The sequence below is a fragment of the Plantactinospora sonchi genome, assembly GCF_036422035.1.
GTDB lineage: Bacteria > Actinomycetota > Actinomycetes > Mycobacteriales > Micromonosporaceae > Plantactinospora > Plantactinospora sonchi.
Map to the genome: position 1 here is coordinate 364,499 of NZ_JAZGQK010000006.1, position 11,718 is coordinate 376,216.

Below are 11,718 nucleotides of genomic sequence, written 5' to 3' on the forward strand. Positions count from 1 at the left end.
CCGGTTGTGACTCGCCGACCATCCCGTTGTTTGATCTGCCTGCCCGCCCTTTGCTCTGATCGCCACGGTCAACGGCCGGTTGTGATCAGAGCAGGGGGTGGGCGTGGCCGCGACACGGTCCCCGGGTCGGCAGTTCGGATGGCTGTGGACGTCCTACGCAGTCAGCGCCTACGGCTCCGGGCTGGGGTTCGGCGCCCTGCCGCTGATCGCCGTACTGGTGTTGGACGCCAGCGCCGGCCAGGTGTCCGTACTCGCCGCGGTGGGGCCGGCGGTGGGCGCGCTGATCGCCCTGCCGCTCGGGCCGTGGGTGGAATTCCACCGCAGGCGGCCGGTGATGATCGCGATGCACCTGGCCCGGTTCGCGGTCATGATGACGATCCCCGTCGGGTACGCCCTCGGCCGGCTCAGTTTCGCCCAGCTGCTGGTCGTCTCGGCCGTGGCCGCCGCCGCCCGGATCGCCTTCAACGCGGCCGGCGGTGCCTACCTCAGAACCCTCGTCCGTGCCGACGACCTGCTCGTGGCCAACGCCCGGTTCGAGTCGACGACGTGGAGCTCCATCGCGGTCGGCCCGCCGTTGGGCGGCGCGGCGGTCGGCCTGTTCGGCCCGGTCACCACCGTGATCGCCGACGCGGTCAGCTACCTGCTGTCCGCGCTCTGCCTCACCGCGATCCGCGCCCGGGAAGACCACCCGCGGCGAGCCGGTCGACACCGCCTCCGGGCCGGCGAGGTACTCGACGGCTGGCGGCATCTCCTGACCCATCCCGGGCTGCGCGCGCTCTACCTCAACCAACTGGTCGTCGGTGGCCTGATCATGGCCACGGAGCCGCTGTTGGCCGTACTCATGCTCGGCGAGCTGGCCGTGCCACCCTGGCAGTACGGCCTCGTCTTCGCCGTTCCCTGCCTCGGCGGACTCGTCGGCGCACGCCTCGCCCGCCGTGTCGTGGCGCGGCACGGGCAACACCGGATCCTCCGTACGGTAGGAACGCTGCGCGCGGTCTGGCTGATCGGTCTCGCCTTCGTCCAACCCGGTGTCGCCGGTCTCGTGACGGTGATCGCGGTCGAACTCGCGATCATCGTCAGCATGAGCCTGTACAACCCGGTACTCGCCACCTACCGGCTCACGCACACACCCGCGCACCGCACCGCCCGGACCCTGTCGGCGTGGTCGATCAGCAGCAGCGCGACCATCGCCGTCCTCAGCGCGCTCGGTGGCCTGCTCGCCGACGCCACCAGCCCACGCACCGCCATCACCGTCGCGGGACTGCTCATCCTCGCCAGCCCGCTGCTGCTGCCCCGTCGCGAGAGCTCCGCCCCGCCACCCGACGACGAGCGGCACCCGTACCGGGGACCCGGGCGACCGGGCCACGAACGGCGACGGCTCGCGCCGAGACCACGGCTCAGGAGTCGAACGTGATGGTCAGCCCGACGACCTGGTCATCCCGCCAGCACACCCGCATCGTTCCCGTACCGCCCGCCGACCAGGCGAACCGGACCAGGTCGGTGTCCCCTTCGGACCGTACCGAGTCGACCCGCATCGTGTCCGTCGGCGGCTGCCGGGCGTACGCCTCGGCGATCGCGGCCCGACCGTGGAATGGTCCGACCGGCACCCCGCCGAAGCTCATCACCGCGTCCTCGGTGAAGGTGGCCAGGAACGGAGACCAGTCACCGGACCGGAAGCTGGCGTTGAACAGCTCGGTGTGTCGACGTACCCGATCATTCACACCCGACACCCCTCAGTCACATCCGGTACGGCATGGACCGCGATCATCGAGCTTGGCCCCGCACCGATCCTGCCACTGTCCGACCGCCCGGAGCAGTTGCCACTGTCAGCTACCTTTCAGGTCGTGGCAGCGGGGACTCTGATCTTCCTCATCATCGGCGGGGCGGGCGTCGCGGTGCTCGCGCTGGCCCTGCTCGGCACCGAGCTCGCCCACATCGGCAACCCGGACATCGACGGTCCGGTCAGCCTGGAGGCGATCGCCGGCTTCGCCGGCGTCCTCGGCTTCGGTGGCGCCATCGCCAACGAACTCATCGGCGGCGGTGGCGTCGGCCCGATCGTGGCGGCCGGAGCGCTGGGCACCCTGGCGGCGGTCCCGGCCGGTTGGCTCGCCTCCCGGATCTCCCGGGCGGCCCGTAACATGCGCACCGACGCCACCCCGACCCGCAACGACCTGGTCGGCGCACTCGGTGTGGTGGTCAGCCCGATCCCCACCGCCGGCTACGGCGAGGTACGGGTACGGATCGCCGGCCAACCGGTGAAACTCAACGCCAAAGCCGAGCGCCCGATCGCGACCGGTGCCCAGATCTTCGTCATCGAGGCGCTGAGCGAGACGAGCGTCCTCGTCGAGACGTACTAGACCCGAACCGTCAACCCACCACTCTGCTTCCTCCACCCCCACCTGCGCTCGACCGTGCCCTCGTGTCGTGTCCAACCCTCACTCTGGAACGGACGGTGTCATGCTGATCCTCGTCGCCATCGGCGGAGCGGTACTGCTCGCCTTCATCCTCGTCCTCTTCGTGCTCTCCCGGATCAAGGTCGCCGGGCCGAACGAGGCCTTCATCGTCACCGGCCGCAAAGGGCGTACGACCCAGAGCGCCGACGGCAGCCGGTCCACCGACATGTCCGGCCAGAAGGTCGTCCTCGGTGCCTCGGTCTTCGTCCTGCCGGTGGTGCAGAAACTCCAGTCCCTCGACCTGTCCAGCCGGCGCATCGACGTCAGCATCAAGGGTGCGGTCAGCAAGCAGGGCATCCGGGCCGAGCTGCACGGTGTCGCGATCGTCAAGGTCGGCGGCACCGAGGACGCGATCCGCGCCGCCGCGCAGCGGTTCCTGCACCAGCAGGACGAGATCGACAGCTTCACCCGTGAGGTGCTCGCCGGTGCGCTGCGGTCGATCGTCGGCCGGCTCACCATCGAGGAGGTCATCCGGGACCGGGCGGCGTTCGCCAGCGCGGTCGCCGAGGAGGCCGAGCACTCGATGACCAACCAGGGCCTGGTGCTCGACACCTTCCAGCTGCAGGACATCCTGGCCGAGGGGTCGTACCTGCAGGACCTCGGGCGTCCGGAAGCCGCCCGGGTGCTCAAGGACGCCGCGATCGCCGAGGCCCGGGCCCGGCAGCAGGCCGAGCAGGAGCGGCTACTCGCCGAGGAGGCGATCGCCGAGGCGAACCGGAACCTGGCGCTGAAGCAGGCCGGGATCCAGGCCGAGATCGACGCGGCGAAGGCGAAGTCCGCCGCCGCCGGTCCGCTGGCCCAGGCCGAGCGGGACCAGGCGATCCTGTCCGAGCAGCAGAAGGTCGCCGAGCGCAACGCCGAACTCAAGCAGCGCCAGCTCGACACCGAGGTCCGCAAGCCGGCCGACGCGGCCCGGTACAAGGTGGAACAGGAGGCCGAGGCGGCCCGCAACGCGGCGGTGCTCCAGGCCGACGCCGGACGGCAGGCGACCATCGCCGCCGCCCAGGCCGCTGCCGAACAGGCCCGACTCACCGGTGAGGGCGAGCGGGCCCGCCGGGCGGCACTGGCCGAGGCGAACGCCATCGAAGGTGCCAAGGAAGGTGAGGCGGAGCAGCGGCGTCGTACCGCGATCGCCGAGGCGATCGAGCGGGAGGGCCAGGCGGAGGCCGCGGCGATCCTGGCCCGCGGCCAGGCCGAGGCCGAGGCGATGTCGCGGAAGGCCGAGGCCTTCGCCGCGTACGGCGAGGCGGCCGTGCTCGACCTGCTGGTGAAGATGCTGCCGCAGGTGGTCGAGGCGGCCAGTGCCCCGATCGGTGCGATCGACAAGCTGACCGTGATCTCCACCGACGGTGCCGGCTCGCTGACCAAGTCCGTCGCCGCCAACGTCGCCCAGGGGTTGCAGCTCGGCACCGACCTGACCGGCGTCGACCTGGCCGGACTGCTCGCCCGGCTCGGTGCCGCCCGCAGCGGCGGCGACCAGGTCGTGGACGGCACCCTGGCGAACGGCGGCAAGACCTCGACCGCCGTCGACAAGGGCTGACCACCGGAGACACCAGCCGCGGGGGGGGCCCCGCGGGCGGGGGGGGGGGGGGGGGGCGGGGGGGGGGGGGGCGCCCCCGCCCCCCCCCCCCCCCCCCCCCCCCGCCGCCCCCGGCGGGGGGGGGCCGGCCGCCCCCCCCCGCGGCGCTGTCGGTGGCCGAACCGGCGCCGACCGAACCGAACGGCGGGTGGCTACTGCTGGTCGAGCCGGAACGGGGTGCCGGGACAGCGGAGGCAGGCGAAGATCCGCAACGATCCCGAGCGGCCCACGGTGATCCCGGTCGGCTCCTGGACGTCCAGATCCGGCGACCCACCGTCCGCCGGTCGTTCCTCCACCGGCAGCCACCGCCACCGAGTTCCGCCGTCGTACTCCGACGAGGCGATGACCAGCAGCAACGAGGTCGGGCCGGCGCAGTCCGGGCACGGCGTCGGCAACAGGTCGGTGAGGTTCCAGGCCGGATACCCGCCGACCTTCCAGCCGGGTGCCATCAACGTGGCGACGTAGTTCCGGTCCACGTCCTCCGTGACGTCCACCCGCCAGTCGTCCACCCGCTCCCGAAGGTCGGCCGGCAACTCCTCCGGGTACGGGTACTCGACCACCTGTTCCGGGTGCAGCCGACACGGCTGGGGCAGGTAGTGCTCCTCGCCGACCTCGGGCTCGGCCCCGGGGTCGGCCGCCGAGGTCCGCTCCACCGGGTCGGTCAGATCGGCCTCACGCCACCAGCGCAGCTGGACCGTCGGGCCCCAGAGTCCGTCCTGGGCGTGCTCGAACGGGCACCAGAACACCTGGAGCAGGTCGGCGCCACCAGGCCGGGGCAGGTCCGGGATGTCCCCGGCGCGCAACTGTGCCACCGGCACCATCGGATTCGGTCGGGGATGCGGTACCGGCTCGTACCGGTAACCGACCACCGGCCCGCCGTTGACCGAACCCCACCCGGTGAAGCCGAGGGCGACCAGTCGACGCGAGGACTCGGCGCTCCCCAGCCGTTCGACCAGCTCTGCCGGGATCGGCGCCTCGGTCTGGACCTGGTGCGGAACGTCGCAGGTCGGCCACGGCTCGGCGGCCGGCCAGCGGAGCGGCCCGCCGACGTGGCTGTCGGCCGAGGTGACGTACTCGTCCGGACGCGGATGCAACCGGGTGGTGGTACGGCCGAGCGCCGCCAGCCCGGGAAAGCGGTCCAGCAGTCCGGCCGGCGGCGGTGGGGTGGTCAGTCGGGTCATCGTGCGTGCTCAATCCGCTCGGGCGTACAGGATGGTGGCGACCAGGGACCGCTGGGTCAGCGAATCCCCGACGCAGGTGTAGCTGGACGGCGCGGTCGAGGCGGTGAACGGCTGCCAGTCGCCGGCGGGACGGTCGCCGACCGACAGCCGGAACTCGGCGTCGGAACGCAGGTCGAGCGGCTCCAGTCGGTCGCCGGTCGCCTCGTACCGGTAACTGACCCGGCCACGCAACTCCAGTACGACGTCCTGCCCCGCGTAGTCGGCCCGGTGGCTGGTACCGGTGCCGTAGTCGGCGATCGCCGCGCCCTCCGCGCTCAGCGACAGCCGTGCCCCGGCGCCGCCGGTGAAGCTGAGCCGACCCACGTCCGGCACGTCCACCTGCTCCCGGTGCTCGGTGACCCGCCAGGTGCCGACCAGGCAGTCCGCCCCCTCGGCGGCAGCTCCGGTGGGCGGGCCGGCGGAGGTGGTGTCACCGACCGCCGGTCCGGTCGTCGGTCCCGCCGCGGACCCGGTCCGGCCGTCGCGGGACTCCGCACCGCCGTCACCGAGGACGAGGACCACCACGATCGCGATGACCAGGGCGACGAGCGTCGACGTCAACGCCACGATCGGCACCAGGTAGGAACGGCCGCCCGGCCGCCCAGAGACCGTCACGCCCGCCTCCTCGACGCCCGCCGACGACAGCTCCGATGTCGACTGTGACGCTAGCGGAGCGGACCGACGCGCGATGAGCCGTGCCGCTCCGTCGACCGGAGACGGCGGTCAGCCGCCGACGACGCCCTGGTCGCGGGCCCAGCGCCAGAGTTCCGCCTCGGCCTCGTCCCGGTCCAGCGGGCCGCGTTCCAGGCGGACCTCCTTGAGGTGCCGCCAGGCCTGGCCGACGATCGGCCCCGGCGGTACGCCGAGCAGCTCCATGATCGCGTTGCCGTCGAGGTCGGGACGGACCCGGGCCAGATCCTCCTCGTCCTGCAACCGGGCGATCCGCTCCTCCAGCGCGTCGTAGTCGGCGGAGAGCTGTGCGGCCTTGCGCCGGTTCCGGGTGGTGCAGTCGGAACGGGTCAGCTTGTGCAGCCGGGTCAGCAGGTCACCGGCGTCGGTGACGTACCGCCGCACGGCGGAGTCGGTCCACTCGCCCCGGCCGTACCCGTAGAACCGCAGGTGCAGCCCGACCAGCCCGACCACCTGGCCGATCACGTCCTTGGGATAGCGCAGCGCCTTCAACCGCTGCTTGGTGAGCCGCGCCCCGACCACCTCGTGGTGGTGGAAGCTGACCCGGCCGTCCGACCCGACGGCCTTGGTCGCCGGCTTGCCGACGTCGTGCATCAGCGCGGCCATCCGGAGTACGAAGTCGCAGCCGCCCTCGCCCTCCAACCGGATCGCGTTGCTCACCACGATCAGGGTGTGCTCGTAGACGTCCTTGTGCTGGGCGTGCTCGTCGATCTCCAGCTTCAGCCCGGACAGCTCCGGCAGGAACCGGTCGGCCAGCCCGGTGTCGACCAGCAACCGCAGCCCGGTCACCGGGTCGGCGCCGCAGAGCAGCTTGGTGAACTCGTCCCGGATCCGCTCGGCGGTGATCCGGTCCAGGTCGGTGGCCATCGCCCGCATCGCGTCCCGGACCGCCGGATGTACCGCGAACCGCAGTTGCGCCGCGAACCGGGCGGCCCGGAGCATCCGCAACGGGTCGTCGCCGAAGGACTCCTCCGGGGTCCCCGGGGTACGGATGATCCGGTCGGCGAGGTCGTCGAGCCCGCCGTACGGGTCGGTGAACTCGTGCCCGGGCAGGCTGACCGCCATCGCGTTCACGGTGAAGTCGCGGCGCCGCAGGTCGTCGACGAGGTTGGTGCCGTACTCGACCACGGGGTTCCGACTCACCTGGTCGTACGACTCGGCGCGGAAGGTGGTGATCTCCAGGCGCAGCCCGTCGCGCTGGGCGCCGATCGTGCCGAACTCGCGCCCGGTCTCCCAGGTCGCCTCGGCCCAGCCCTTGAGCAGCCGCAGCGTCTGGTCCGGGTGCGCGTCGGTGGCGAAGTCGAGGTCGTCGCCGAGCCGGCCGAGCAGTGCGTCCCGGACCGAGCCGCCGACCAGGTGCAGTTCGTGTCCGGCGCGGGCGAACCGCCGGCCGAGCTCGTCGGCGACGGGGGAGACCCGGAGCAGTTCCGCGACCGCGTTGCGCTGGGCGGCGGACAGTCGGCCCGCCGTCGCCGGGTCGGTACCGTCAGGGGCGGGACCGCCGGAACCGGTCGAGTGTGCGGTGGACGCGGGACCGGCCGACCGGCTGGTGGACGGCGCGGAACGGGCTGCCTGCGGAACGGATGCTTCGGACATGGAATCGCCAGCCTAGCGGGCCGACCAGCACCCGGTGGCGCCGGGCACACCGGTCGGCAGTGACGCGCCCCGACGCCGGTCCGCCCGGTTGACTAAGGTCTCCAGCAGTGCCGGCGGGCGCCCTGCCCGCCGTACCCCTCTCGGGAGGTTGACATGGCAAGCGGGCTGTACCGCAGCGCGAACGCCATGCCCGACGGGGTACCGCCGCCGCAGGACGGTGCCACACTGATCGGCACCAGTCCGATCATCGACAGCACCAGCCCACCGCCGGAGACCGCCGAGGGCAGCGCGGCCGGCAACAGCGCGATCATGGCGATCGGCAGCCTGGTCAGCCGGGGGACCGGCTTCCTCCGCACCCTGATGGTCACCGCCGCGATCGGCACGTTCGCGGTCAACGACGCGTACGCCACCGCGCTGATCATTCCGCAGATGGTCTACGAGTTCCTGCTCGGCGGCGTGCTGACCAGCGTCGTGGTGCCGGTACTGGTGCGCCGTCGCAAGGTCGATCCGGACGGCGGCCAGGCGTACGCCCAGCGTCTGCTCACCCTGGCGGCGCTCGCCCTCGGTGTGGCGACGGTGCTGGCGATCGCCGCTGCCCCGCTGCTGACCGCGATCTACGCCGGCAACCGGGGCGACGAATACCACAACCTGGTGACCGACCTCGCCCAGCTGATGCTGCCGATCATCTTCTTCTCCGGGCTGAGCGCGCTGATCGCCGCGGTGCTGAACACCCGGGGGCACTTCGCCGCCCCGATGTGGGCGCCGATCCTCAACAACCTGGTCATCATCGCGGCCTGCGCGCTCTACATCGTGGTCTACGGCGCGAAGCTCGTCGAACCGGGCGACCTGAGCCGCGGGCAGATCCTGTTGCTCGGCGGCGGCACGCTGCTCGGCATCGTGGTCCAGGTGACCGGCCTGGTGCCGGCGTTGCGCAAGGTCGGCTTCCGCTGGCGGTGGCGGTTCGACTTCCGGGCCCTCGGCCTACGGGAACTGGGCCGGCTCGGCGGCTGGATGCTCTGCTACGTGGTGGTCAACTCGATCGGCCTGATCGTGTTGTTCAACCTGCTCAACCAGGTGGACAAGAAGTCCGCCGGCCCGGCCATCTACAACAACGTCTTCCTGCTGCTGATGATGGCGCACGGGATCATCGCCGTCTCGATCATCACGGCGCTGATGCCCCGGATGAGTTCGGCCGCCGCCGACGGGCGGTTCGGCGAGATGGCGGCCGACCTGTCCCGGACCGTCCGTACCGTCACCGCCGTCCTCGCCCCGATCGCGGTCTGCTACGCCGTCCTCGCCGACCCGATCTCGGTGGTCCTCTTCGACTACGGCGCCGCCCAGGGTGACGCCGGGGCCATCGCGCCGGTGCTGCTGGTCGCCGCGCTGGCGCTGATTCCCTTCTCGATCAGCCAGATCTTCACCTTCGCCTTCTGGGCGCTGCCCGACACCCGGATGCCCGCTCTGATCAACATCCCGGTGGTGCTGCTCCGGATCCTGGTGCAGGTGCTGGTCTTCGCCGCCTTCTCGCTCTCGTTCCTGGCCTCCGGAATGATGATCGGCAACGCCGTCTCGTACATCGCCGCGGCGGTGATCTCCGCGCGGCTGCTGCGTCCCCGGATCGGCCGGATCGGGATCGGCGCGATGGTCAACACCTTCGGCCGGGTGCTGGTCGCCGCCCTCGGCGCGACCCTGGTCGGCGTGCTGGTCATGGTGCTGCTGCCCGGTGACGCGCTGGGCAACCAGTTGCTCGGGTTCGTCGAGGTGGTGATCGGCGGCGCGGCCATCGGCGGTACGTACCTCGGTCTCGCGATGCTGCTGCGGATCCGGGAGATCACCGAGGTCGTCGGCATGCTGCGCCGCCGCCTCGGTCGCTGACCGACACGCCACGACCCGCACGACAACTCTCCCCCGCCACCACGGTGCTTCCCCCTCGGCAGGGGACGCCGTCTCGTCCGCTCCGGCGCGCGCCACCCCGCCGGTGCTCCTCGCCCGGCGCCCGCTGCCGGCGCCGGGCCCGGAAACACCTGGGGATATCGCTGTGGATAACCCGGCGATCTGTTGAAGAAGCCCAGGTGACAGCTGTGGATAACAGGACGTCAGGATCAACTGACTGGCCGTCAGGATCGGGTGCCGCCGGTCGGCACACCGGACCGGTCGGTGTCGCCGACGGCCGCTGTCCTCAGTTGACTCGCCGACGGCATAATCGCCGTCCCGCGGGGAAGGCGTCGAGGGCCCACCCCGGGCCCGGTCGAAGCTCCGCCGGTCCGGAAAGACAGGTTCGGCTGCCATGCCCGGGCTGAGACAGCAACCCGACGTAAGACAGTTGAAATCAACCTATAGATTGCTAACCGCACGTGTCGGGAAGGCGGATGACACCGGGCGTTCAGGTGCGCTTCACGACATCTCCGGCAGCTGGTGGCCTACGGCCGCAAGATGACGTGTCGGGGATCAGTCAGACCCGGGTAAGGTCGCTCTCGACGGATGCGGCGAACGCCTAGGCTAGAAAGGGCCGATGGCCGTCCGAATTCCTTCGAAGGCGGAACGGAAGCCAAATGCCCAGCAGCACGGGTCCAGCGATCGACACGATCACCGAGGGAGGACGGGTGACCCAGGTCGGCGAAGGTCAGGAGGCGGACGAGGGCACTCCTCCCGTGATGACCTTCGGTGCGCCCGCCGTCGGTGAGATTCTGGCCGAGCGGTACCAGCTTGCGGAGCACATCAACGACGACAGCGCCGGTCGACAGGTCTGGCGCGGCGTCGACGTCATACTGCGCCGGCCGGTCGCGGTGGTGCTGCGCCACCCCGGCGGCGATTCCGCGAAAGAGATGCTCCAGGCCGCCGTCGTGGCGAGCCGGGTGATCCACCCCAACCTCGTCGGCGTCTACGACGCGATCGACGAGGAGGACCGGGCGTACGTCGTCCGCGAGTGGGTCGACGGCCACTCGCTGCGCGAGGTGGTCGCCGAGGGTCCCCTCGACCCTGCCCGCGCCACCGCTGTCGCACACGCCGTCGCCGGAGCGATCGCCGCGATCCACGCCACCGGGATGGTGCACGGCAACGTGCACCCCGGCACCGTGATGATCGCGAACGACGGGCGGGTGGTGCTCGCCGACGCGCGCACCGACGGCGCGGACAGCCCGGAGACCGACGTACGCGCGGTCGGCGGTGTCCTCTACTACGCGTTGACCGGGCACTGGCCGCACGCCGAGACGCCGCTCACCGGCGGCAACGTCCGACGGGCCCGGGCCTCCGTCCAGGACGCGGTCCGGGACGCCAGCGGCGCCATCGCCGCGCCCCGACAGGTACGGGCCGGTGTGCCCGCGTACCTCGACGACCTGACCATGGACCTGCTCGACGCCCAGTTGGCGGCCCCCTCCTCCGACGTGCTCTCCGCCGAGCTCGGCCGGTTGGCCGCGGCCGCCGAGGAACAGGACTTCGACAGCGGCCCGCTGCGCTTCACCAGTGGCGAGGCCGCTCCGGACCTGCCGGCCACCGGCGGTCGGAAAACCCTGATCGGGATCGGCGCACTGCTGGTGGTGGCCCTGGTCGGCCTCCTGATCGGCATCAACGTGCTCTCCGACGGCGAGCCCGCCGGCACCGACGCGGCTCCGACGCCGGGGCCGACCGTCACCGCCCAGGCCGGCGCCGCCGGTGAGCCCGAGCCGCCGGCCAGCAAGCCGGTCAAGCTCGACCTCAGGCCCAACCAGGTACGCGTGATCGACCCGGGCGGTACCCGGAGCGAGCTGGACGGCGTGGAAAAGGTGGTGGACGGTGATTCCAACGAGGGTTGGGAGACCGAGAGCTACCACAACCAGCCGAACTTCGGTAACACGAAGCCCGGGATGGGGATCCTGATCAACCTCGGTGAGCCGAGGGAGGTCACCAGCGTTCAGGTCGAGTTCTCCGCGCCCGGCGTCTCCGCCGAACTGCGCTGGGGCACCGCGGACTTCCCGTCCACCGACGCCGGTGACAAGGCGCTGCTGCGGGCGTACAAGGAGCGGATCGGCAACCCGTACGAGAAGGCCGACGGCTCGACCGTCAACTTCAGCAACTTCACTCCTGGCCAGAAGTACCAGTACCTCATGCTCTGGATCACCGAGCTGCCGCAGAGCGAGCCCTTCCGTTACAAGATCGGCGTCCAGGAGATAACGGTCCAGGCCCGGTGAGTCTCCGGTCAGCC

General features: G+C 71.5%; 9 protein-coding genes. 5 read left to right on the top strand and 4 right to left on the bottom strand.

Going from position 1 to position 11,718, the window contains the following annotated elements:
• Positions 1–103 precede the first annotated feature (103 nt).
• Complete coding sequence (locus V1633_RS08090; RefSeq protein WP_331213561.1) at positions 104–1,414, top strand: MFS transporter; 1,311 nt, start codon at positions 104–106, stop codon at positions 1,412–1,414.
• On the opposite strand, the gene V1633_RS08095 is transcribed toward V1633_RS08090, so the two are convergent.
• Positions 1,398–1,721, bottom strand: coding sequence for a nuclear transport factor 2 family protein (locus V1633_RS08095; RefSeq protein WP_331213562.1), 324 nt, complete (start codon positions 1,719–1,721; stop codon positions 1,398–1,400). The genes V1633_RS08090 and V1633_RS08095 overlap by 17 nt on opposite strands.
• 123 nt (positions 1,722–1,844) lie before the next feature.
• Between V1633_RS08095 and V1633_RS08100 the strand changes: the two genes are divergently transcribed.
• A complete protein-coding gene (locus tag V1633_RS08100) occupies positions 1,845–2,357 on the top strand; it encodes a hypothetical protein (RefSeq protein WP_331213563.1) in 513 nt (170 codons plus the stop codon).
• 100 nt (positions 2,358–2,457) lie between these two features.
• Positions 2,458–3,993 (top strand): flotillin family protein, encoded by a 1,536-nt coding sequence (locus V1633_RS08105; RefSeq protein WP_331213564.1) that lies wholly within the window; start codon positions 2,458–2,460, stop codon positions 3,991–3,993.
• A gap of 191 nt (positions 3,994–4,184) precedes the next feature.
• Here the strand turns inward: V1633_RS08105 and V1633_RS08110 are convergent, their stop codons facing one another.
• The 3 genes from V1633_RS08110 to V1633_RS08120 all read right to left on the bottom strand — a co-directional run bounded on the left by V1633_RS08110 (position 4,185) and on the right by V1633_RS08120 (position 7,538).
• Positions 4,185–5,213: a hypothetical protein gene (locus tag V1633_RS08110; protein WP_331213565.1), complete on the bottom strand. Its 1,029-nt coding sequence runs from the start codon at positions 5,211–5,213 to the stop codon at positions 4,185–4,187.
• 9 nt (positions 5,214–5,222) lie between these two features.
• Complete coding sequence (locus tag V1633_RS08115) at positions 5,223–5,867, bottom strand: hypothetical protein (RefSeq protein WP_331213566.1); 645 nt, start codon at positions 5,865–5,867, stop codon at positions 5,223–5,225.
• 108 nt (positions 5,868–5,975) lie between these two features.
• The gene (locus V1633_RS08120; RefSeq protein WP_331213567.1) at positions 5,976–7,538 is read right to left on the bottom strand and encodes a CCA tRNA nucleotidyltransferase; all 1,563 of its coding nucleotides are present in this window, start codon (positions 7,536–7,538) and stop codon (positions 5,976–5,978) included.
• Between the two features lie 153 nt (positions 7,539–7,691).
• Here V1633_RS08120 and murJ point away from each other — a divergent pair, with 153 nt between their 5' ends.
• Complete coding sequence (gene murJ, locus V1633_RS08125; protein WP_331213568.1) at positions 7,692–9,413, top strand: murein biosynthesis integral membrane protein MurJ; 1,722 nt, start codon at positions 7,692–7,694, stop codon at positions 9,411–9,413.
• 677 nt (positions 9,414–10,090) lie between these two features.
• The gene (locus tag V1633_RS08130) at positions 10,091–11,704 is read left to right on the top strand and encodes a protein kinase family protein (RefSeq protein ID WP_331213569.1); all 1,614 of its coding nucleotides are present in this window, start codon (positions 10,091–10,093) and stop codon (positions 11,702–11,704) included.
• Positions 11,705–11,718 lie beyond the last annotated feature (14 nt).